17 protein-coding genes and 1 pseudogene are annotated in these 21,942 nt (G+C 60.4%); 9 read left to right on the forward strand and 9 right to left on the reverse strand.

Annotated elements, in window-relative coordinates:
* Positions 1–109: 109 nt before the first annotated feature.
* Positions 110–1,162 carry an FAD:protein FMN transferase gene (locus tag FTE24_RS07945; protein WP_237401689.1) on the forward strand — a complete coding sequence of 351 codons (1,053 nt, stop codon included), beginning with the start codon at positions 110–112 and terminating at the stop codon, positions 1,160–1,162.
* Positions 1,163–1,299: 137 nt separating this feature from the next.
* Here the strand turns inward: FTE24_RS07945 and FTE24_RS07950 are convergent, their stop codons facing one another.
* Together FTE24_RS07950 and FTE24_RS07955 are read right to left on the reverse strand one after the other, a co-directional pair.
* Positions 1,300–2,769: a methyl-accepting chemotaxis protein gene (locus FTE24_RS07950; protein ID WP_150231498.1), complete on the reverse strand. Its 1,470-nt coding sequence runs from the start codon at positions 2,767–2,769 to the stop codon at positions 1,300–1,302.
* A gap of 156 nt (positions 2,770–2,925) precedes the next feature.
* On the reverse strand, positions 2,926–4,827 hold the full coding sequence (locus tag FTE24_RS07955; protein ID WP_150231500.1) for a bifunctional 2',3'-cyclic-nucleotide 2'-phosphodiesterase/3'-nucleotidase: 1,902 nt from the start codon (positions 4,825–4,827) through the stop codon (positions 2,926–2,928).
* A gap of 410 nt (positions 4,828–5,237) precedes the next feature.
* Between FTE24_RS07955 and FTE24_RS07960 the strand changes: the two genes are divergently transcribed.
* From FTE24_RS07960 to phnE (FTE24_RS07975), 4 genes are all read left to right on the forward strand, one after another.
* Positions 5,238–6,197, forward strand: a complete 960-nt coding sequence (locus tag FTE24_RS07960; RefSeq protein ID WP_150231503.1) for a phosphate/phosphite/phosphonate ABC transporter substrate-binding protein — start codon at positions 5,238–5,240, stop codon at positions 6,195–6,197.
* A 200-nt stretch (positions 6,198–6,397) separates the two neighbouring features.
* Positions 6,398–7,189, forward strand: a complete 792-nt coding sequence (phnC, locus tag FTE24_RS07965; protein ID WP_141450519.1) for a phosphonate ABC transporter ATP-binding protein — start codon at positions 6,398–6,400, stop codon at positions 7,187–7,189.
* A gap of 104 nt (positions 7,190–7,293) precedes the next feature.
* Positions 7,294–8,040, forward strand: coding sequence for a phosphonate ABC transporter, permease protein PhnE (phnE, locus tag FTE24_RS07970; protein WP_170315161.1), 747 nt, complete (start codon positions 7,294–7,296; stop codon positions 8,038–8,040).
* Positions 8,037–8,834, forward strand: a complete 798-nt coding sequence (phnE, locus tag FTE24_RS07975) for a phosphonate ABC transporter, permease protein PhnE (protein WP_150231506.1) — start codon at positions 8,037–8,039, stop codon at positions 8,832–8,834. Before phnE (FTE24_RS07970) ends, phnE (FTE24_RS07975) begins: the two co-directional genes overlap by 4 nt.
* Before the next feature lie 132 nt (positions 8,835–8,966).
* On the opposite strand, the gene FTE24_RS07980 is transcribed toward phnE (FTE24_RS07975), so the two are convergent.
* Positions 8,967–10,193 carry an AAA family ATPase gene (locus FTE24_RS07980; RefSeq protein WP_150232576.1) on the reverse strand — a complete coding sequence of 409 codons (1,227 nt, stop codon included), beginning with the start codon at positions 10,191–10,193 and terminating at the stop codon, positions 8,967–8,969.
* Positions 10,194–10,344: 151 nt separating this feature from the next.
* Positions 10,345–11,700: an RtcB family protein gene (locus FTE24_RS07985; protein WP_237401694.1), complete on the reverse strand. Its 1,356-nt coding sequence runs from the start codon at positions 11,698–11,700 to the stop codon at positions 10,345–10,347.
* Between the two features lie 680 nt (positions 11,701–12,380).
* Here FTE24_RS07985 and FTE24_RS07990 point away from each other — a divergent pair.
* Positions 12,381–13,076, forward strand: a complete 696-nt coding sequence (locus FTE24_RS07990; protein WP_160441692.1) for an MBL fold metallo-hydrolase — start codon at positions 12,381–12,383, stop codon at positions 13,074–13,076.
* A 20-nt stretch (positions 13,077–13,096) separates the two neighbouring features.
* Positions 13,097–14,191: a M24 family metallopeptidase gene (locus tag FTE24_RS07995; protein WP_150231511.1), complete on the forward strand. Its 1,095-nt coding sequence runs from the start codon at positions 13,097–13,099 to the stop codon at positions 14,189–14,191.
* Between the two features lie 169 nt (positions 14,192–14,360).
* Here FTE24_RS07995 and FTE24_RS08000 read toward each other — a convergent pair.
* Together FTE24_RS08000 and FTE24_RS08005 are read right to left on the reverse strand one after the other, a co-directional pair.
* Positions 14,361–14,971, reverse strand: a pseudogene (locus FTE24_RS08000) (queuosine precursor transporter).
* A 259-nt stretch (positions 14,972–15,230) separates the two neighbouring features.
* Positions 15,231–16,631, reverse strand: a complete 1,401-nt coding sequence (locus tag FTE24_RS08005) for an L-cystine transporter (protein WP_141448980.1) — start codon at positions 16,629–16,631, stop codon at positions 15,231–15,233.
* Between the two features lie 1,000 nt (positions 16,632–17,631).
* Here FTE24_RS08005 and FTE24_RS23610 point away from each other — a divergent pair.
* Both FTE24_RS23610 and FTE24_RS08015 read left to right on the forward strand, forming a co-directional pair.
* Positions 17,632–18,525, forward strand: coding sequence for a methyl-accepting chemotaxis protein (locus tag FTE24_RS23610; protein ID WP_442978163.1), 894 nt, complete (start codon positions 17,632–17,634; stop codon positions 18,523–18,525).
* Positions 18,526–18,607: 82 nt separating this feature from the next.
* On the forward strand, positions 18,608–18,787 hold the full coding sequence (locus FTE24_RS08015; RefSeq protein ID WP_150231516.1) for a hypothetical protein: 180 nt from the start codon (positions 18,608–18,610) through the stop codon (positions 18,785–18,787).
* A gap of 45 nt (positions 18,788–18,832) precedes the next feature.
* On the opposite strand, the gene FTE24_RS08020 is transcribed toward FTE24_RS08015, so the two are convergent.
* The 3 genes from FTE24_RS08020 to FTE24_RS08030 are packed head-to-tail and all read right to left on the reverse strand — an operon-like array spanning position 18,833 to position 21,860.
* Positions 18,833–19,789 (reverse strand): ABC transporter ATP-binding protein, encoded by a 957-nt coding sequence (locus FTE24_RS08020; RefSeq protein ID WP_150231518.1) that lies wholly within the window; start codon positions 19,787–19,789, stop codon positions 18,833–18,835.
* Positions 19,786–20,829: a FecCD family ABC transporter permease gene (locus FTE24_RS08025; RefSeq protein ID WP_141448977.1), complete on the reverse strand. Its 1,044-nt coding sequence runs from the start codon at positions 20,827–20,829 to the stop codon at positions 19,786–19,788. Before FTE24_RS08025 ends, FTE24_RS08020 begins: the two co-directional genes overlap by 4 nt.
* Positions 20,826–21,860, reverse strand: coding sequence for an ABC transporter substrate-binding protein (locus FTE24_RS08030; protein WP_150231520.1), 1,035 nt, complete (start codon positions 21,858–21,860; stop codon positions 20,826–20,828). Before FTE24_RS08030 ends, FTE24_RS08025 begins: the two co-directional genes overlap by 4 nt.
* Positions 21,861–21,942 lie beyond the last annotated feature (82 nt).

Below are 21,942 nucleotides of genomic sequence, written 5' to 3' on the forward strand. Positions count from 1 at the left end.
GAATGTGAGGTCTTTCACAAAGTTCGACTGCTTCGGCAGTCCGGGGAAGACCGATTCTGACAGGACGGTGACTTCAACGATGTGGAAGCATGCGGGAAAAACGATAAGAATGACAGGGGCTCTGCTGGTCCTTGCGTCGATGCTCGGCGGCTGCGGTTCGGAAGCGGACGAACGTACCGGTACGGCGCAGGCAGCAGCGGTCGAGCCGGTGTCGGCCACGTTCTACGTGTATGACACGGTGGCCACGATCAAAATTTACGATCCGAAAGCGACCGAACGCCATCTGGACGATATTCGCGACCTGCTCGGCAAAATCGATCTGGAACTGAGCCGCACCAACGAAGACAGCGACCTGTACCAAGTCAATGCCGAGGCCGGCCGGGCGGCGGTCCCCGTGTCGCAGGGAACGTTCGACGTCGTCAAAATGGCGGTTCGCTACGCGAAAGAGACCGGCGGCCTGCTCGATCCGTCGATCGGTCCGCTGATCAATCTGTGGAATATCGGACACGAGAACGCCAAAGTGCCGGATAAGGCGCAGCTTGAAGCGGCGCGCCGGCTGACCGATTACCGCCGGATCACGTTCGATGAAGCCAAACGGACGATCAAGCTGGAGCGGCCCGGCATGGTGCTCGACCTCGGTTCGATCGGCAAAGGCTATGCGGCGGACCAGGTGTCGCTCTATCTGCGCGAGCACGGATTGGACAGCGCGCTGATCAACCTCGGCGGAAGCAGCATCGTGGCCGTCGGCGCCAAGCCGGGCGGAGCGAATTGGAACGTCGGTCTGCAGGACCCCGATCAGAGCCGCGGCAGCCAGCTGGGCACGATCCGGATCAACGACGAGACGATCGACTCTTCCGGCGTGTACGAACGCTTCTTTATCCAGGGCGGCGTCCGCTACCACCATATCCTCGATCCGCGGACCGGTTACCCGACGCAGAACGGCTTGAAAAGCATCACGATCGTCAGCGAAAACGCGACGGACGCCGATGCCCTCTCCACCGCCGCTTTCGTTATGGGACTTGAAGACGGCATGGCGTATATCGAGCGGCAGCCCGGCGTCGAAGCGTTTTTCGTCACGGACGACAATGCCATCCATGCGACGCAGGGGCTCCGAGACCGGATCATGCTCAGTTCGGCGCTCTACCGGATGGCGGGCGATTAACCGCTTTGCTGATTGTCCAACGTTTTCTTCTCTTTTAAAAAAACCAAAAAACCTCGAACTTTTCGCCGCGGAGCGAAAGGTTCGAGGTTTTTTGCATGATCGACGGGCAGCGTTCGGATCTTTGGGCCAAAAGGCGATTACCCTTTGGCCGGCTCCTGGATCACGAGCCGGTTCAGGCTGACGATCAGCGCTTCAAGTTCGCCGAAGCTGTCGGTCATCCGCCCGGTCATACTGCGCTGCTCTTCCATGCTGGCCAGAATCTGCTCGGAAGCGGCGCTGGACTGTTCGGTAATGCCGGCCACTTCCGACATCTCCCCGACCATCCGGCCGGAGAAATCGCGCAGGCCGGACGACGTCTGCTGCACGCGCTGCGCCTGTTCCAGCACGCTGTGCGCGCTGCGGCGTACGGCCGCGAACACTTCGCCCGTTTTTCGCGTGGACGATTTGCTCTGCTCAAGCGTCTGCAATCCTTCTTCGAGCCGGCGGTCCAGCGCTTCGATCTGCTGTTGGAGTCCGTTCAGGATCTCGCCGATCTGTCCGGCCGATTCGCTGGAGTGGCCGGCAAGCGCGCCCACTTCGCCCGCCACGACCGCGAAGCCCTTGCCGTGATCGCCCGCACGCGCCGCTTCGATCGAAGCGTTCAGCGACAGCAGATGCGTCTGACGGGAAATCTGGTCGATCTGCGTCAAAATATCGGACATGGAACGGCTCGCCTGCGTAAAGTCCTGCATCTGCCGCGACGTCCGGAGCATCGTCTCGTCCAGCTCGTCGATCCGTCCGACCAACGTTTCCATCTGCGAATCGCCTTCGTCGCCCGCCGCGGCGGTCTCTTCAGACAAGCGCTGCATCTCGCCGGCGTATTTCGTCACGTCCTCGATATGGCTGTCGGACACCGAGAGCGCATCGTTGATTCGCGTCACGCTTCCGGCCTGTTCTTCCATGCCCCGGGCTACTTCGCGGAAAGCCAGAATCACTTCGTTCGTGATGCTGCCGACCTCGTTCACTTCAAGCTTCGTCTGTTCCGAGAAACGCTTCAGCCCTTCGGCGGACTGCTGCACGCGTTCCAGCAGGAACTCCACCTGCCGCCCGGCCGTTTCGCTGGCTTCCCGCTGCCGCTCGCTGCTGCGATACATGTGCAGGTTGAGGAACGCGACGCTTACGAGCGCGGCTCCCGTCAGCAGAAACATCGCGAACACGTCCGCGTACAGATCGGTCTTGGACGTCTCGGCCGCGACCTGCGCGCCGTTCATGATCTGGATCGGCATATTGATCAGGACAAGCCCGAAAGCGACCGCAAAATATTTGTAGTGCGGATAGATCAACAGCACGATGCAGAAGATAAGCGCCGTCGACGTTTCGATTTTGCCAAAATTGAAATAAATGCTGAATGCCGCCAAAATGGCGGTGATCACCCACGGAATGACGCGGATGCCGATTTGTCTTCGATTCATCAAGTCGATCGCTGCGCAGAGCACCACCCCGGCGATATTCGTTACCCACAGCGAAGCGTCAAAAAAAGCCTGTACAATGGCAATCGCCAGTACCGACCACAAAATCCACACGATCACTTTGTTGCGTTTCCAGATCATTTCCGTCGTCTTGTCCATTCTTCCTTCATTCCTCCGTCGGGTCCAAGTCCCAGATGTCGATGCGCCGTTGGCGGGCGCCGTGATTCGCCGGCAAAAAGCGGGGAAGCGCCGCTGCGCCTCCCCGCTTGTCTGCCTGCTCTCAATTTACCACAAGCTTGCTAACCTTTTCGTCTGTTACTTTTGGTTTCCGCCCAGGGCGGACAGTTCCACTTCGAACCGGGCAAATCCGCCTTCGCCCATGCCGGCGAACGAGATACCGTCCGGCAGCCCGCCTTCGCGCGCGTCCGGCGACGAGAGCAGTTCGACCTTGAGTCCGGCCGGCACGCCCGTCAGACTCCAATTATTGTCCGCCTGCGGCGACATGCGGCCGCAGCTGCGGATATAATCGGTCAGAATCTGCCGGTTCTCGTCCGCCGAAGATAGAATGATCCGCTGCCCGTCGGGATTGGCGACCGGCGTGGAGAAAGCGCGGTAATTGTTCGTCGCGACGACGAAGCGTTCGTCCGCCGACACCGGACGGCCTTCGAAGCGAAGATCGCCGATTCGCGCCGATTCCGGATGCAGCGATTCGCACGAAGCCGAATATTTGGCCGGCTGCGTCACGTCGATCGTGTATGTGACGCCGTCGATAATATCGAAATTGAACGAAGGGAAATCCCGGTCGATCAGACTCTGGCCGTCTCCGCCGCGCGGATCGATCGTCAGGAACAGGCCCGCGGCCCATTCCAGCCATTCCCGCAGTTCGGCGCCCGTCAGCAGCAGCGCGCACAGCGTATTCGGATAATTGTACAGATCCGCGATATGCTTGACCGCAAGCGGGCCGGCCGGGATATGCGTGTAATAGGCGGGACCGTAGCGGCCGCCCGTCTTGAACGGCGCGCCGGCCGCCAGTATCGGCAGATTCTCGTACGGCGTCCCCTGCATCTGCTTGCGCAAATACCAACGCTGCGCGTCGTTGACGATCTGCACCGAGACGCTATCGCGCACGAGCGCGAAGAAGCTGTCGATCGGCTCCGTCGTCTCTCCGACCGCCGCGCGGATATACGACAGCGTGCCTTCATGCGCTTCGCGGATCGACTCTGCCACGTCTTCGTCCGTGCGCACAAGCGCCGCGGCCTGCGACAGATTGTACACCGGACGCGCTTCGGCGCGGCTGCCGGTCACGGTCCAGCCTTTGCCGGTCAGCTCGAGTTCGAGATCGACGACGCCGAGATGATCGCCCGCGTAGCCCGCTTCAACCGCCGGAATGCCGTTGATCGTTCCGCGCGTGAGATCGACGCCGGTCTTGCCTTCGAACGCCGCGCCCGGAAACACTTTGTGCGCATGGCCGAACAAGATGACGTCCACGCCGGGCACACGGCTGAGGTGCAGCACCGCGTTTTCCGTCATCGGCGCTTCCGGAACGTCTTCGTAGCCGCAGTGCGCCAGCAGCACGATCAGGTCGGCGCCTTCCTCCTTGAGCTTGGGCACATACGTTTTGGCCGCTTCGACCATGTCTTCCGCTTGGAGACGTCCTTCGAGATTCGCTTTGTCCCAGTTCATAATCTGCGGGGTGACGAGGCCGATTACGCCGACTTTGAGCGGGTGGACAGCTCCGTCCTCGTCTTCGATCGTGCGCTCAAGCAGCAGATACGGCGGCAAATAATGCGACCCCGGCGGCACGTTCTCCCCGTCGAGGTACAGGTTCGCGTTCGTGTACGGAAAAGCGGCGCCCTGCAGCGCGCGGTCCAGATACGCCAGCCCGTAATTGAATTCGTGATTGCCGAGCGTCGCCGCGTCGTAACCGAGAGCGTTCATCGCTTCATAGACCGGATGAATCCGGCCCGGTTCGTCCAGAATGCCGCCCGACGCCACGTAATCGCCCATCGGATTGCCCTGCAGCAGATCGCCGTTGTCGAACAGCAGCACGTTGCCGCGTTCCGCTCTCGCCTGGCGAATCAGGGCCGCCGTCTGCGCGAAACCGTATTCCAAAACCGGGCGATCCCCGTAATAATCGTAGTTCATCATATGCACATGCAGATCCGTCGTTTCCAGTACTCTAAGGCTCGCTTTAATACTCAGTTTACTCTCCTCCATTATGTAAGATTTCATTCCACGCTTTTTTGAATGGATATTTTTGCAAAAATTTTCCGTGACTTTTTCAGATAAAACTCGTGCAATTTTCGTTATTTGTGGTACTATCTTGTATGAAGCTTAATTTACCAGTGGTAGTTAGTGAAAAAACAAAACATTAACTGACACAAAGGGTTCGAATGTTCGCTTCTTGGAGCGATAAAACGTGGAGTTCCCATTTTTCCCGGCTTGATTAGGATGCCACTTAACGGTGTTTTCCGCAAGAGACGGTCCGAGATTTTTACATGCGTTTAACAAAAATCGCGTTCCAACTTTACTCATGCCCAGGAAATTGCTGGTACACTTCTGTTTGTCGGCTTCGGGCCGCGAGAGTGCAACGCACATAACCAACCAAACCTGAGGGGGAAAAGATTTTGTTCAAGAAAGTACTTACGATCTGCATGTCGGTAGCCGTTACGGCAAGTTTGGCAGCATGTGGAAGCAGCAATAACGCATCGGGCGGAACGTCGGCTGAAGGCGGCGACGCGGCAGCAGCCGGTTACACGCCGAAAGAACTCACCGTGCAGTTCGTTCCTTCGCAAAATGCGGAGACACTCGAAGCCAAAGCGAAACCGCTTGAGAAGCTGCTTGGCGACGAACTGGGCATTCCTGTAAAAGTCAGCGTTTCTCCTAACTATAACACCATCATCGAAGCCATGACCGCCAAGCAAGTCGACGTAGGCTTCCTGCCTCCGAACGCTTACGTACTGGCTCACGACGTAAGAAAATCGGCCGACCTGCTGCTGCAAGCGCAGCGTTACGGCGTTGAAGAAGCAACAGGCGCACCGACCGAAGAGAAAGTCGACTTCTACAAGTCCCTGATCCTCGTGAAAAAAGATTCGGGCATCAAAAGCCTGGAAGATCTGAAAGGCAAAAAAGTAGGCTGGCAGGACGTTACGTCTTCCGCCGGTTACGTCTTCCCTGCGGCAGCGATGATCAAAGCCGGCATCGACCCGGGCAAAGACGTTCAAGGCGTTACGCTCAAAGGCCACGACCAAGCGGTACTGGCTCTGCTGAACGGACAAGTTGACGCGGTTGCCGTCTTCCAGGACGCTCGCAACACCGTCAAAGGCGACGTGCCGGACGTGTTCGATCAAACGGAAATCCTGTTCTCGACCGACCCGATCCCGAACGATACGGTCAGCGTGCGCAGCGATATGACAGACGAGTGGAAAACGAAAATTTCCGACGCGTTCATCGCGCTGGGCAACGATCCGGAAGGCCAAAAAATTATCAACGACGTGTACACGCATGTCGGTTACGTAAAAGGCGACGACGCCAACTTCGCAATCGTTCGCGAATCCGCCGAAGCGGTTGGCCAAAAGATCGAATAGGTTTGAATCTTCACCGTTCACTCGGCATTATGGTATAATTTTGGTAAAATCGATCTGAACGCGTTCATCCGGGTTCTCCATGCAGCGCCGCTTGCGGTTTTCACAGCCGCAAGCGGCGCTGTGCGGCGTTTGGAGCACGCGCAAATCTAACCGGTTCTTCCCGCATCGCGGAAGGTCACAACCGGAGAAAGCGGGCAATGATGATTGAATTCAAAAATGTAGTCAAGCAGTATCCCAACGGCACGATCGGCCTCAACAATATCAACCTGAAGATCCACGAAGGCGAATTTGTCGTGATCGTCGGTCTGTCGGGCGCCGGCAAATCGACGCTGCTGCGTTCCGTCAACCGCCTGCACGATATCAGTTCCGGCGAGATTACCGTCGACGGCAAGTCCGTCACCAAAGCGAGCGGCAAGCAGCTGCGCCGGATCCGCCGCGATATCGGCATGATCTTCCAGAGCTTCAATCTGGTCAAGCGCGCCACCGTGCTGCGCAACGTCCTGTCCGGACGCGTCGGTTACCATTCGACGTTCAGCACGATGTTCGGTTACTTCCCGAAAGAAGATACCGAGATCGCGCTCGACGCGCTCAGCCGCGTCAATATTCGCGAGAAAGCGTATATCCGCGCCGATCAGCTGTCCGGCGGACAGCAGCAGCGCGTCTCGATCGCCCGCGCCCTGGCCCAGAAGCCAAAAGTCATCCTGGCCGACGAACCGGTCGCTTCGCTCGATCCGCTGACGACCCGTCAGGTCATGGACGACTTGCAACGCATCAACCGCGAGCTGAAGATCACGACGATCGTCAACTTGCACTTTATCGACCTGGCGCGCGAATACGCGACCCGCATCATCGGCCTGCGCGCCGGCGAAGTCGTATTCGACGGTCCGGTCGCCGAGGCGACCGATGCCAAATTTGCCGAAATCTACGGCCGTCCGATCAATGAAGACGAGCTGCTGGCGGCCGAGGCTGCAAAAGGAGGCGTAACCGTATGACGCCTGCTCCTACGCCGGAATCGGCGGAAGTGGGCGCACCGCCTCCTCCGCCTTCCAAAAAGCCGGCGCCGACCCTGGACTCCAAAGGGCCGCAGCGCTACAAGATGCTGGCAACCTGGCTGCTCTTCATCATCGTGCTCGTAGCCTGCTTCTATCAGGTCGACGCGAACTTCCTGAGCCTGTTCAGCGACGGCGCCCGTTCCAACATGGGCCGGATTCTCGGCGAAATGATGCGACCGGATTGGAGTTACGCCGAAGACATCTGGGAACCGATGGTCGAAACGGTGCAAATCGCGATCGCGGCGACCGTCATCGGCTCGATCCTGGCCGTCCCTGTCGCGCTGCTGGCCGCCACCAACGTCATTCCGAAGAAAATCGTCAGCATTCCGGTCCGCATGGTGCTGAACCTGGTTCGGACCATTCCCGACCTGCTGTTCGCCGCCATCTTCGTTGCCGTGTTCGGTATCGGCGCTTTCGCGGGCATGCTCGCTCTCGTCTTCTTCTCGTTCGGCCTCGTGGCCAAACTGACGTACGAAGCGATCGAAGCGATCGATCCGGGCCCGCTCGAAGCGATGACTTCCGTAGGCGCCAACAAAATTCAATTGATCGTATTCGGCGTCATCCCGCAGGCGCTGCCGTACTTCTTCTCGTACGTGCTGTACGCGTTCGAAGTGAACGTGCGGGCGGCTGCCGTGCTCGGCTTCGTGGGCGCCGGCGGTATCGGCCTGCATCTGGACCAGCAGCTGAACTCGCTGCGTTATGATCGCGCTTCGATCATTATTTTGCTTACGCTTGTAATCGTCCTGTTGATCGATTACGCCAGTACCTATCTACGGAGGAAATTGCTATGAATCAAACCGTTCCTTCCAAAACGCGCAGTCCGATTATCCGCAACTGGCTGATCGGCGTCGTATTGATCCTCCTGTTCATCTGGTCGCTGTCGGGCCTCAAGTTCGAAGGCTTCCAGGAATACGGAAGCACCGTCATGAAATCGATCTGGGACGGCTTCACCCATCCGGACTGGGGCTATGTCTACATGCCGGAAGGCGAAGATTTGCTGCGCGGCCTGCTGGAGACGCTGACCATCTCCATTCTCGGCACGTTCATCTCGGCCTTCCTCTGTATCCCGTTCGCGTTCTGGGCTTCGGCCAACATGAGCCGCCTGCAGATCATCTCCGGCAGCGGCAAGTTCGTCCTGACGGTTATCCGGGTCTTCCCGGAGATCATCATGGCGATCCTGTTCATCGTCGCGGTCGGTCCCGGCGCATTCGCCGGCGTCCTGGCGCTCGGCGTCCACTCGATCGGCATGCTCGCGAAGCTGTACTCCGAGACGATCGAAGCGGTTGACGACGGCCCGCGCGAAGCGCTGCAAGCGTGCGGCGCAAGCAAGCTGCAGGTGCTGCGCTTCGCCGTCCTGCCGCAGGTCATTCCGCAGTTCATCTCGTACGCGCTGTACCGGTTCGAGATCAATATCCGTTCCGCGACCGTGCTCGGCCTCGTCGGCGCGGGCGGCATCGGCACTCCGCTGATCTTCGCGCTCCAGACCCGGAACTGGAGCCGCGTCGGCGTGATCCTGCTCGGCATCGTCGTGCTGGTCATTATCATCGACCTGATCTCCGGCTGGCTCCGCCGCCGTATCATCTAATCGATGTTCGGCACTTCCGCGCCGCATCCCGGAACCGCACCTCCAAAAGAGGCGAATCTGCCCAAGATTCGCTTCTTTTTTTTGCCCTAAAAAAAAGCGCCCCGGATCATCCGGGGCGCTTTCTGCATGTCTTTACAACTGGAACCCGATACCGCCGTGATGGCCGTCCAGCCAATTTCCGCGCTTCTCTTTGCTCAGCTCGCCGTTCATCGAACGAACGACCGCGGCGATATCCGCCTCGCCCCGTTCGTTCCAATCGAGCGCGGCCGAGACGTACAGTTCGCCGAGCTGCGCCATGCTGAAGCCTTTGGTCAGCGATACGGCGCGTTCCATGTCGTCCGGCGACACGAACTCCAGCAGGCCGCGGCGCTGCAGGAACGTCCGGCGCAGGTCCGCGTCCGGCAGCATGATCTCGTACGAACGGTCGAACCGGCCGGCGCGGTTCATGAGACCCGGATCGATCTTGTCCGGATAGTTGGTCGTACCGATCAGGAAAATGCCTTCTTTGGACGTCGCGCCGTCCAGCGTGTTCAGGAAGAACGAACGCACGCCCTGCGGCATGGAGTCGATGTCTTCGATGACGAGCACCATCGGCGCGAGCCGGGCCGCCGTCTCGAACACTTCGTGCACCGATACGCTGGACGTGTATTCGGTGATCTGCCAATAAGCGGCCGGTCCCTGCACGCTGCCGGCGATCGATTTGACGAGCGTCGTCTTGCCGTTGCCGGGACGGCCGTACAGCAGGATGCCCCGTTTGAACGGCAGGTTATGCTTGCGGTAGAAACTCCGGTCCGACGCGAAAAACTGGTCAAGCGACCGATAAATTTCTTTTTTGAGCGGTTCGGGCAAAATAACGTCGTCGCGCGAGACGGCCCGCGTGATCGGCTCGCTTTCGCGCTGCATGCCGTTGTTCGTATCCGTGAACACGGTAATCCGGCCTTGATCGCGATTGCGCTGACGGGTACGAACGCCGCTCAGAAAAGCGCTGATCGCGGCGTCGCCTGTCGCAAACACGAAATCTTCGCTGTAAATGCCGTGCTGGCGGAACATCGGAATACGCGCAAGCGCGACGCCCTGCTCCGCGTACACGAACACGTTGTTGCGAATAGCCGGGTGAATCGTATACTCCGGCGTGCTGCTGTCTTCGTCGTACGCGAACGTACGCCCTTCGATCCCTTCGTAGATCCGGCCGGCGCATTCCACTTCCGGCGCGCCGTTTTTGACGTCTTCTTCAAGCAGCTCCCAATAATCGTGGTTGCCGTCGTCGCTTGCGTACAGCGAGTAGGTCATGCCGTATTTTTCTTTCAGCATCGCTTCGATGCCTCTCGTCACGCGGGCATACGATTCGTATTCCGCCATATTGGGATTGCCCGGTTCGTAAGCGACGATCGTGCGTTCTTCGCCGGCGGAAATCGGGGTTCCTCCGCCGCTTTGCTTGTGATCCTGACGTTCATGATTCTGATGTTCGTGATCTTGATGTTCGTTATCTTGGCGTACTTTTTGTTCCATCTCAGGTTTTTGCTCCCTTCACTGCCGCAAGCGGCTTGCATTTGGCGACGACGGAAGCGAGTCCCGCTCCGGCGACGCTGTGGATGATCCGATCGACGTCCTTGTACGCCTGCGGCGATTCGTCCAGAATCACGCCCAGCGCATTGTGGTTGACGATCACTTCTTCTTCGGTGCCGACTTTGAGCGCGGCGGCGAATTCGTCCACCGTCACGAGCTTTTTCGTCGCGGTGCGCGAACGGATCCGGCCGGCGCCGTGGCAGATCGAATGGTAATTGCCCGCCCCGCTCGGCAGTCCCGCCATGATGTACGAAGAGGTGCCCATCGAGCCCGGAATAAGCGCCGGATGGCCGGTCTGCGCGTAGGCATCGGGATTGTCGGGGTGGCCGGCCGGCAGGGCGCGGGTGGCGCCTTTGCGGTGCACGAACCAGTCTTCCCCGCCGTGGCTTTCTTCCCAGGCGTAGTTGTGCATCAGGTCGTATAAAATATCCATTTGGAACTTGGAGCCGAAGATGTCGAGGAACGCTTCGCGGATCGCGTAGGCGATCAGATGGCGGTTGACGACCGCGACGTTGAGCGCCGAAGCCATCATGTCCGTATAGCGGCGTCCTTCCGGCGAATCCAGCGGCGCGAAGATCAGCCTCGGATCGTCGGTACGCAGATCGAGCCGTTTCATCGCCCGCGCCGCCATCGACGTATAATGCTGGCTGACCATCGCTCCCCAGGCCCGCGAGCCGGAATGGATCATGACGACCACCTGCCCGTCGCGCATGCCCCATCGCTCGGCCAGCTGCCGGTTTTCTTCCGCGATTTCGATATATTGAATTTCCGCAAAATGATTGCCGCCGCCGAGCGTGCCGAGCTGGCGCAGTCCTTTGACCCAGTACGTATCGGCCACCGCGTTCAATTCTTCCGGATCGAACGCGAACCGTGCATGCTCCACATGGGTCAGCGAAGGCGAACGTTTGGCGGAGACGCTCTCCGGCAAATATTTATTCGGCAGTCCTTTGAGTCCTTTTTGTACGATATGGTCCATCCGCAGATCGGAGAACGCGCCCCGCTGATGCGCCTCCATCGGCAGATATTTTTCGATCCGGTTCACGAGCTTGCGGCGCAGGCGCAGGTCCTGGACGTCGCTGCGATGCAGATTGGTCAGATGCACCCGCATGCCGCAGCCGATATCGCTGCCGACGATCGACGGGGAGACCATGCCGCCCTCCCGGTTCCAGACCGCCGTCGTGCCGATGCACGTGCCGACGCCTACATGCACGTCGGGCGTGTAGCCCATATAGCGGATGCCGGGAATTTGCAAATTGTGCCCGGCCATATCGAAGATGCGGGGATCGAGTCCGGCATACATCTCCTCGTCCGCGTAGACGTGGACGCTGCCGGCGGGAAGCTCCACTTCGCGGTAAAACGATTCGTTCGGTTGAAGTCCGGTTGGATAAAGATTCGATTCGGAGTAACTTGGCATAAAAGTAAAATTCATTCCTCTCTATTTGGACAAAGCGTTGGGAGTCGGGGTAAAAAAGCATAACAAAAAGCCGCGGACGTCTCGTCCGCGGCTATGCCGGCGTCGCCTGAATGATCGGGACCGTCCCTCCGCTTCTATACGTCCTCGCCGCATGAAAGCGGGAAAACGAAGAAGGGCCGCGTCGCAGGGTCCGATGTTCGCGCGAAAACGAAAGATTCGCGGGAAAAGGACCGTGCTTCGGGATCATTCAAGCCAGGCCGTACCCGTCGAGGACAGGCAGAACGAAAGGCTGTTGTTCGGTTGTCAAATAGGTTCTCAAACGGTTAACGACGATCATTGCTGCCATCCTCCTTTGTCAAATAGTAAATTCATCATAGCCTGTTCCGGCGATTACTGTCAACCCTAATACTGGAAGCCGCGCTTCTTTTTTGGCTCCTGCCCGCTTCTTGGTTTATAATGGACAGCGGAAGCGCCGCGCGAACGCATGCGGCGGCCTAACCGAAATTTACGGGAGGTGGGCCGGGAATCCGGCGATATTCATGAAAATCACGGCAGGAATAACGGACTTGGCCTTGACGCCCGACGGCGGCGGAGCGGCGCATGCGTTCCATGCGGCTCTGCTTGAAGACGAAGACGGATTGACGCTGGTCGACACGGGGCTGCCCGGCATGTACGAACAGCTCGAAGACCGCATTGTGCAGGCCGGCCTGCAGCCGGAATCGATCAGACGCATCCTGTTCACGCATCAGGACGCCGATCATATCGGCACGCTGCCCGATCTGCTGCAGCGGCTGCCGCACGTCGAAATTTGGGCGCATGCGGACGAACGCCCTTACCTCGAAGGCGAGAAACCGCTGATCAAGCTGCCGCCGCAGACGCTGATCGACATGCCGCCGCAGCGGCGCGAACCGCTGCAGCGTATGCTGGACACGCTCGTTCCCGGCCGCGTGACGAGAGTGCTCGCGCACGGGGAACTTCTGCCGCTGCAGGGCGGCATCCGCGTGCTGCATACGCCCGGCCATACGCCGGGCCATATCAGCCTCTACGTGCCGGGCGAGAAGCTGCTGCTCGCGGGCGACGCGATGCGCGTGTCGAACGGCGAACTGGAACTGGCCGAGCCGCGTTATACGCAGGATATGGATCAGGCTGTCGCTTCGCTGAAGCAGCTGCTCGACCTTGAGATCGACCGGGTACTGTGCTACCACGGCGGACTGTTCGAAGGCGACGTACGCGGCGAACTGCGGCGCCTGACTACAAGATAATTTACGGGAGTGAACGATTGATGAACGATCAACGCTGGAAGCAGCTCAGAACCCATATGGACGAACAGGCACTCGAAGGCCTGCTTATTACCGATCCGAAGCATGTCGGCTATCTGACCGGCTTCTTCTCCGATCCGCATGAACGCTTTCTCGGCCTGGCGATTCCGAAGCATGACGAACCGTTTCTGGTCGTCCCCGCACTCGACCTTGAAGACGCCAAAGCGCATTCTTCCGTTCCGCTGATCCGTACCCACGGCGATACCGACGATGCGTACGCTCTGCTGCAAGGTTGGATCGGCAGCGTGCCGGGCGCGTTCGGCATCGAAAAAGACCATCTGTCGGTCTCGCGCTTCGAACGGCTCAGCGCCGCGCTCGGCGCTGACCGCTATGCGGACGTGGGCGGCGTGCTCAGCGCGCTGCGCGCGGCCAAAACGCCGGAAGAAATCGAGAAGCTGCGCCGGGCGGTCCATCTGATCGAAGCCGTACTGACCGAAGGACTCAAGCATGTCCGCGTCGGCGTCACCGAGATCGAGATCGTGGCCGAACTGGAATATCAAATGAAGAAACTCGGCGCGCAGGGCCCTTCGTTCGACACGATGGTGCTGACCGGCGACAAAACGGCGCTGCCGCACGGCACTCCGGGCTCACGCCGAATCGCGGCCGGCGATATGCTCATGTTCGATATGGGCGTGTACCTCGACGGCTATGCATCGGACATTACGCGCACCTTCGCCGTGGCCGAGCGTCCGAGCGACGAAGCAACCAAGATCTACGAGACGGTGCTGGCCGCCAATCTGGCCGCGATCGCGCATGCCCGGCCGGGCGTCACCCTCGCTTCGGTCGACGCCGCCGCGCGCGAAGTGATCACGGAAGCCGGTTACGGCCCGTACTTTATGCACCGGCTCGGACACGGACTCGGCATGGACGTGCATGAATATCCGTCCGTGCACGGAGCGAACGAACAACTCGTGACCGAAGGCCTCTGCTTCACCGTCGAGCCGGGCATCTACGTCGCCGGCGAATGCGGCGTGCGGATCGAAGACGACGTGATCGTGACGCCAAGCGGCGTGGACGTGCTCACGACGTTCCCCAAACAGCTGACGGTCATCGGCTGATCGGGCACGGCGGAGTCCGGAAATGCCAAATCCGATCAAAAAGCTCGCAAAAAAGCGGCTCCCGAATCTATCGGGAGCCGCTTTTTCATAATTAGGGATCGATGATCCGCGCGCGAGTCGGCCGGACCGTCGAAGTCTTCGCTGATCGAACGGGCGATACGCCCGGTTCCTATTTGACTGCCGCGTGCTCGGCCGGAACGGTCGGCAGGCCGGAATCGGCTTCTTCGGCGGGCACTTTCATGCCGCGCGCCCAATACAGTACCGGAGTGCCGGCCGCGGTCAGAATGAACTTGAACACGTAGGTCGAGACGAACAGCTGAATCCAGACGGAGAATCCGCCGTATTCGGGACCGGTGAATGCGATCGCGCAGAAGATCAGCGTATCGACGAAGGAACTGACGAAGCCGCTGCCGTTGTTGCGAATCCACAGTTGATTGGCGGAAGCGAACTTGCGGCGGATCGCGGCGTACAAGTAGACGTCCAGCAGTTGGCTGACCAGGTAAGCCGCCAGGCTGCCGAGCGCGAGTCTCGGCAGCAGGCCGAACAGCGCCTCCATCGGTCCCTGCGCAAAATCGACTTCCGAAGGTACGAAACGCAGTACCATCTGCATGATGACCGTCGTCATGATCAGCATGAAAAAGCCGAACCAGACCGCGCGGCGCGCGGCNTTGCTACCCCGACCCAGGCATACAGCCCTTTTTTGCCGAAAAATTTGAAGCAGAGCAGGAAGAACGCAAAGTTGACCAGGACGAAAAAGACGCCCCAAGTAAAGTTGAACACCGGATAAGCCCCCTAGTTTTGGTATCGCGGGATGGTTACGAACCGCGTGATATGATTTTCGCGCCCGCTGCGAAAGCACGCCAAAAAGCGACGCGCACCGCTGCGGGGCCCGAAGTCCTGTATCACTTTAACATGGCGGCCGTTTTTATACCACTGTTTTTTGAACGTTGTGAATACGGCTCGACAAATGCGGGCAAACAAAAAAACGGCCCGAAGGCCGTTTCCGGTGCGGCAGCTGCCGCGGATCGAAGATCCCTGCTTACGCGCTCGCCGTTTCGAGTTCCGGCGTCTCGGCGGAATCGAACGTTTTCTTGTCGATCTCGCCGGTCACTTTGCCTGTGACGACGCCGGCCACCATCGAATCGTTGACGTTCAGGGCGGTACGGCCCATATCGATCAGCGGCTCGACGGCGATCAGCAGTCCGGCCAGCGCGACCGGCAGGTTCATCGTCGAGAGCACGATCAGCGCCGCGAACGTCGCGCCGCCGCCTACGCCCGCTACACCGAACGAGCTGATGGCTACAACGGCGATCAGGGTGAGAATGAACGAGAGATTGACTTCCACGCCTGCCGCCGGAGCGATCATGACGGCCAGCATGGCCGGATAGATGCCCGCGCAGCCGTTCTGGCCGATCGTCGCGCCGAAGCTTGCGGACAGATTCGCTACGCCTTCGGACACGCCGAGCTTTTTGGTCTGCGTCTCGATATTAAGCGGAATCGTCGCCGCGCTCGAACGCGAAGTGAACGCGAAGATAAGCGTCGAGACGACCTTTTTCGCATACGTGACCGGGTTCATGCCGAACAGCAGCAGGATCACCAGGTGAATAACGAACATGACGATCAGCGCCACGTACGAAGCGACAACGAATTCGGCCAGCCTGGCGATGCCGGCCGGGTCGGTTGTGGCCATCATCTTGGCGATCAGCGCCAGGATGCCGTACGGCGTCAGGCGCAGAATCATCGTCACGATGCGCATGACGACGCCGTGTACCGCATTGATCATGCCGCGGAACGTCTCCGCCTGCTGCGCGTTTTTGCGGTCCAGGCCCAATACGGCCAGACCGATAAAGGCCGAGAAGATGACGACGGCAAGCGTCGAGGAAGGACGGGCTCCCGTCATGTCCGCGAACGGATTGGTCGGGATGAAGGACAGGATCTGTTCCGGCAGCGAGACGCCTTCTACGTCACCCAGCCGCGATTCCAGCGATTCGCCGCGCGCGATCTCGGCTTCGCCCTGTCCGGCCAGCAGATCTTCCGCGTTCAGGCCGAAAGCCATCGCGGAGGCGATGCCGACCGCTGCGGCGATCGCTGTCGTCAGCACGAGCGTAATCAGGACGGAAGCGCTGATCTTGCCGAGCTTCTTGCCGCCTTTGATGTTCATGATCGCCGTGATAATCGACACCATGATCAGCGGAATGACGATCATCTGCAGCAGTCCGACGTAGCCGCTGCCGAGCAGGCTGTACCAATCCATCGAACGCGAGACGACTTCCGATTCGGAAGTGTAGATCCATTGCAGGGCGCCGCCAAGCAGGATGCCCAGGCCAAGCGCGGTAAAGACCCGTTTGCTAAAAGAGACGTGGCGCTTCTGCATGATGTAGAGCAGCACCGCAAGCCCCGCCAGCACGGCGATGTTCAAAATTACGAAAAAGGTTTCCATTCGTTCAATCCCTCTCTTTGTCTGTATTCGAACAGCGGTCAACTGTCCGTGTATGTAAGTCCTTTTATAATCTGTGATTTATAATACCACTATTCCGATGCTTTTGATATACTTTTTTGGAGTTTGCAAAATTTTCATAAAGAGCTTACATAAATATGGTCAAATTTCACTCTTCTCATGTATGATGTGGAAGAATAATTTGTTGGAGTTTCCGGCTTTTTGCTTGCTAACTTCGTTCTTTGTTCCTGATTTAATTCTCGGTTACCCGACTTTTGTCCCGGTTTTACACTTCATGAATCTGCACACCAAGTCTCGACTTTTTGAAAAGGACCTGTCGTGCATGCTGAATTGCAGTCGTTTTACAATGAAGGGAGAGCACATCATGTTAAACCGTTCTATCAGCCGTAAAATCATTACCCTGTCGGGAGCGATCATACTCGCGGTAAGCCTGCTTCTTTGCGGGAGTTTTTTCTTTATATTCAATAATACGCTCCATACCCGGATCATTCCCGAATTCAGCAAAACGCTGGATCTGAGCATCTCCGAAATTGCGGGCGGCATCGATTCGACGCAGGCCGGCATGGCCGCCAAAGCGAACGCCGCCGCTTCGATGAAGCTTCAGACGTACCTCAACGATTCCAAGTCCGAATTCCGGCTCGAAAACGTGTATATCCTGAACGTGCAGGGCGAAGAAGCGACGGTCGTGATGGCCAGCACGGATTCCGAAATCGAAGTCGGACAGAAAATGTCCGTCTCGCCTTACATGCAGCAGGCGCTCAAAAGCGGCAAAGACGCGGTGATTACGCCGCTCAACCAAAACGACGATGACGCCGACCTGCAGGGCTATCTGTCCGTTCCGGGCGGCACGCTGCTCGTAGGCGCCACGCTTGACGCCAACTTCGTAACGCAGGTGACGCAGGCCATCCTGCTGACGAGCCTCGGTATCACGGTCGTCGTGATCGTGCTCGGCGCGCTTGTCGCGGCGGCGGTCAGCCGCCAAATGACGAAGCCGCTCGGCCGCCTGGTCAAACACGCGCAGCTCGTCGCCGAAGGCGACCTGCAGGCGAATATCGAAGTGAAAGGCCGCGACGAGATCGCGCAGCTCGCTTCGGCGTTCCAGCAGATGACGACCAATCTTCGCGGCATGATCGGCCAGGTGCTCGAAGCGACGGACCGGGTCAAAAACGACTCGCTCGAATTGTCCCGCGGTATCGTCGTACTGTACGAAATCGGCGAACAATCTTCGTCGTCGGCCAGCGAAATCGCCAAGAGCAGCGAGACAGTCGCAAGCGGTACGGCCGAGAACGCCAAAGCGATGGAAGAGATCAGCGGCGGCATCCAGCATATCGCCGAATCCGCCGCCGAAGTCAACCATCAGATCTCCCGCGCTTCGGAAGAAGCCGTCTCCGGCAACGCCCTTGCGCAGCAGGCCGTCGAACAGATGAACCGTGTGCAGGCGACAACCGTGCAGGCCCGGGCCTACATCGAAACGATGGGTTCGAGTTCCGACGAGATCACGGAAGTGCTCGAAGCGATCACGAGCATCTCCAAACAGATCCAGATGCTGTCGCTCAATGCTTCGATCGAAGCGGCGCGCGCCGGCGAACACGGCCGGGGCTTCGCTGTCGTCGCGGAAGAAGTGCGCAAGCTGTCCGACCAGTCCCGCGAAGCGACCGGCCAGATCGAACATTCCCTCAGCGCGCNAGCCAGTCTGTGCAGGACGTATCGTCGTCGACGCAGCAGGTATCGGCCGGCAGCCAGCAGGTCAGCGCTTCGGTCGAGGAAACGGCCCGCATTACGGAACGCGTTCAGGCGCGGGTCGCGGACGTATCGAGCGGCAGCGCCCGGCAGCTGGAAGAAATGGAACTGTATGCACGTACCGTCGGCGAATTGACCCGGCAGGCGGAAGAACTCGAAGACACCGTGCGGCGCTTCAAGATCTGACCGGGCTGACCGGGCTGACGGGGCTGAACGATTTGAGCGACCTGACCGATCTGAGCGATCTGAGCAAAAAAAGCGGCATGCAGCTGTCCGCCCAGCCGTGCAGCGGATATCATCCGGCGGAAACGGTATACATCTTCATCCCATCCAATAATCAAATCATCGAACGCAAAAAGGCCGGAGAGTCATTCTCCGGCCTTTTTGTCGAGCTTTGAATGCTGTTCGGGACCCATCGAACCGGGAATCGAAGCGGCGGAACGTTACTTCGCGCTCCGCGGCGGACCGTCCGCCCGGAACAGCAGCTGCGGCGCGCCGATCTCTTCGCGCCGCACGACGAGCGGCGGGGCGACGCCGAATACGCCGCCGACGATGTCCGGCGCCAGCACTTCTTCCGGCGTGCCTTCGGCCGCCCGGCTGCCTTCGCGCAGCAGCAGCAGCCGCCCGGCATACTGGGCGGCCAGGTTCAGGTCGTGCAGCACGGCCACGACCGTCAGCCCTTCTTCCTCGCGCCACTCCCGCACCAGCTCCATGACGTCGAGCTGATAATAAATGTCCAGGTACGCGGTCGGCTCGTCCAGCAGCAGAATCTCGGGCTGCTGCGCCATGACCTGTCCGAGCGCGGCGCGCTGCCGCTGCCCGCCGCTCAGTTCGTCGAGGCGGCGCGGCAGCAGCGCCGTCAGTTCCAGCCGCCGCGCAATGCGGGCGAGCCGCTCCGGCGCATAGGGGTCGGGATCGCGGCCGAAGCGGTCGCGGTACGGGAAGCGCCCCATCTCCAGCGCGTCCCGTACCGTCAGGCCGAGCGGCGGCAGGCCTTCCTGCGGCAGCACGGCCAGGCGGCGAGCCTGTTCGCGGCGGCTGTATGCCGCAAGCGGCCGGCCGTCCAGGCGGACTTCGCCGGCCGACGGGCGCTCCGCGCCGGAGACCAGCCCGAGCAGGCTGGTCTTGCCGCTGCCGTTGGGCCCGAGCACGGCCCACCATTCGCCGCGCCGTACCGTCCAGTCCAGCGGACGGACGGCTTCGCACTCGCCGTAAGCGCACGCCGCGCCGCGCAGCTCGATCGCCGGCGGGACGCTTTCGTCCGCGCGGGCGCGCGGCGATCCGGCGTCCGCCGCCGATGCGGCGCCGTTCTCGGCTCCGGCGGCCGACCCGGTCGAATGCCGATCCGGACCGGCCACCCGCCGGTACGCCCATGCCGCGAATACGTTTCTCCGCTTCATCCGATCCCTCCTTTGCCGCGCTTGCCCCGCTGCAGCAGAAGCGCGAAGAACGGCGCGCCGGCGAACGCCGTCACGACGCCGAGCGGAATCTCCGATCCGCCGAGCAGCGAGCGGGCCAGCGTGTCGGCCCACATCAGGAACAGCGCTCCGCCGAGCGCGGACAGCGGCACGAGCAGCCGGTAATCCGGTCCGGCGATCAGCCGGATCATATGCGGCACGACGAGGCCGACGAAGCCGATCACGCCGGACACCGATACGGCGGCGGCCGCGACCAGCGTAGCTGCCAGCAGCACGGACGTTTTGGTGCGCTCGGTGTTCAAGCCGAGCTGCGCCGCCCTGCGCTCGCCGAGCGCGAACAGATTCATCGCGCCCGCGTTCGCCCACAGAAACAGCCCGCCGATCAGCACGTACGGCAGCAGCAGCGCCGAATAGCTCCAGCCCCGCAGGTTCAGGCTGCCCATCGTCCAGAACAGAATCTCGTTCACCGGACGGTCGGACAGCGCCGACAGAAACGTCACCGCCGCGCCGAGAAACGACTGCATGACGACCCCGGCCAGCAGCAGCCCGTGCACGGGAAGCCTGCCCCGGTCCCGGGCCAGCGCCAGCACGGCAAACAGCGTCGCCGCGCCCGTCACGAACGCGGTCAGCGGAAGCGTCCACTGCCCGATCCAGGCCGTGCGCAGCCCGAAGAAGATCAGGAGCGCCGCACCGATCGAAGAACCGGACGAGACGCCAAGCGTGAACGGATCGGCGAGCGGATTGCGCAGCACGCCCTGAAAAGCGGCGCCGGCAAGCGCCAACGCCGCGCCGACGAGCATCGACAGCACGATGCGCGGCAGCCGTACCCGCAGCACGATCTGCGCCGAAGCCTCGTCCCACGTCTGCGCAACGGCGCTGCCGATACCCGGCAGTTCGTGCAGCAGAATGCCCGCGATCTGGCCGGCGGGCAGGTTGACCGAACCGATCCGCAGCGTCAGCACGAGGCTTGTCAGCAGCAGGGCGACGGCAAGCAGTCCGTATCCGCCCAGCCGGCGGATCATTGCCGCTTATCCGGATAGATCGCGTCGAACACCGCAATCAGCCCTTCGGACAAGCGGGGTCCGGGACGGCTGACCAGATTGTCGTCGATCGCGACCAGTCGGTTTTCCCGGATCGCCGTCAACTGCTGCCAGCCGCTCCGCTCTTTGATCGTCTTGGGGTCGACCGACAGCTTGCTGTAGAGCACGACGTCGGGATTCGCCGCGATGATCGCTTCGGCATCCACTTCGCTCCAGCCCTGCGTATCCGCGGCGGCGTTGACCGCACCGGACGTCTCGATCAGCTCGTGCATGAATTCGCCGGTGCCGACCGTCCAGCCCGGCGAAAATTCCAGATACACCGTTTTGCGCTCGTCTTCCGCAATGGAAGCGGCCGCCGTGCGCACCTGTTCGATCCCGGCGCGCATCTTGTCGGTTACCGCTTTGGCTGCGCTTTGGCGATCGACGATCTCGCCGTACGTCGCGATATCGGTCATGACGTCTTCCAGCGTATCCGGATTGAACTTGAACACGGTCAGTCCGAGCCCGCGCAGCGATTCGACCGTCGCGTCGTCGGTGAGATCCGCCGTGAACACGATGTCCGGCTGCGCAGCCACGATCGCTTCGGTGTTCAGTTCGAAGCCGCCCATTTTGGGCTTGCTTTGCGCCGCTTCCGGGTAATCGTCGTTGTCCGAGACGCCGACGATCTGCTCGTCCAGGCCGAGCGCGAACAGCGATTCCGTCTCGGACGGCGCCAGCGAGACGATCCGCTTGGGCGCGGACTCGAACGTCACTTCCGTGCCGGTCGCGTCTGTAAGCGTGAGCGGATAAGAGGTCTGCTGCGCGGCGTCGGCCGCCTGCGACGAATCGGCCGGCGCCGCGGCTTGTCCGGCAGCCTGACTCTCGCTCGGCGCGGGCTGCGGCGCTTCCGCCGTCCGGCCGCCGCACGCGGCAAGGCCGACAGCCAACAGCAGCGCGGAGACGCCGGTCAGCAGAATTCTGCGGCCGCGGATCAAGAGTGGGCGGGTCTGTGTGTCGTTGTTTTCGTGTGTCATGGTGGTTCCCCCTTGAATGTCTGTTCGGCGTGTTCTGCATGTACCCAAACAAAAAGCCCGATCCGGCCGGTTGGGCGGAAAG

This window comes from Saccharibacillus sp. WB 17, from assembly GCF_008634075.2.
Lineage (GTDB): Bacteria > Bacillota > Bacilli > Paenibacillales > Paenibacillaceae > Saccharibacillus > Saccharibacillus brassicae.

Bases quoted from the DNA above. Each gene is read 5' to 3' on its own strand.
- FTE24_RS07945 (WP_237401689.1), top strand. From the start codon at position 110: ATGACAGGGGCTCTGCTGGTCCTTGCGTCGATGCTCGGCGGCTGCGGT.
- FTE24_RS07950 (WP_150231498.1), bottom strand. From the start codon at position 2,769: ATGGACAAGACGACGGAAATGATCTGGAAACGCAACAAAGTGATCGTG.
- FTE24_RS07955 (WP_150231500.1), bottom strand. From the start codon at position 4,827: ATGGAGGAGAGTAAACTGAGTATTAAAGCGAGCCTTAGAGTACTGGAA.
- phnC (WP_141450519.1), top strand. From the start codon at position 6,398: ATGATTGAATTCAAAAATGTAGTCAAGCAGTATCCCAACGGCACGATC.
- phnE (WP_170315161.1), top strand. From the start codon at position 7,294: ATGCTGGCAACCTGGCTGCTCTTCATCATCGTGCTCGTAGCCTGCTTC.
- phnE (WP_150231506.1), top strand. From the start codon at position 8,037: ATGAATCAAACCGTTCCTTCCAAAACGCGCAGTCCGATTATCCGCAAC.
- FTE24_RS07980 (WP_150232576.1), bottom strand. From the start codon at position 10,193: ATGGCGGAATACGAATCGTATGCCCGCGTGACGAGAGGCATCGAAGCG.
- FTE24_RS07985 (WP_237401694.1), bottom strand. From the start codon at position 11,700: ATGTATGCCGGACTCGATCCCCGCATCTTCGATATGGCCGGGCACAAT.
- FTE24_RS07995 (WP_150231511.1), top strand. From the start codon at position 13,097: ATGAACGATCAACGCTGGAAGCAGCTCAGAACCCATATGGACGAACAG.
- FTE24_RS08005 (WP_141448980.1), bottom strand. From the start codon at position 16,631: ATGGAAACCTTTTTCGTAATTTTGAACATCGCCGTGCTGGCGGGGCTT.
- FTE24_RS08020 (WP_150231518.1), bottom strand. From the start codon at position 19,789: ATGAAGCGGAGAAACGTATTCGCGGCATGGGCGTACCGGCGGGTGGCC.
- FTE24_RS08025 (WP_141448977.1), bottom strand. From the start codon at position 20,829: ATGATCCGCCGGCTGGGCGGATACGGACTGCTTGCCGTCGCCCTGCTG.
- FTE24_RS08030 (WP_150231520.1), bottom strand. From the start codon at position 21,860: ATGACACACGAAAACAACGACACACAGACCCGCCCACTCTTGATCCGC.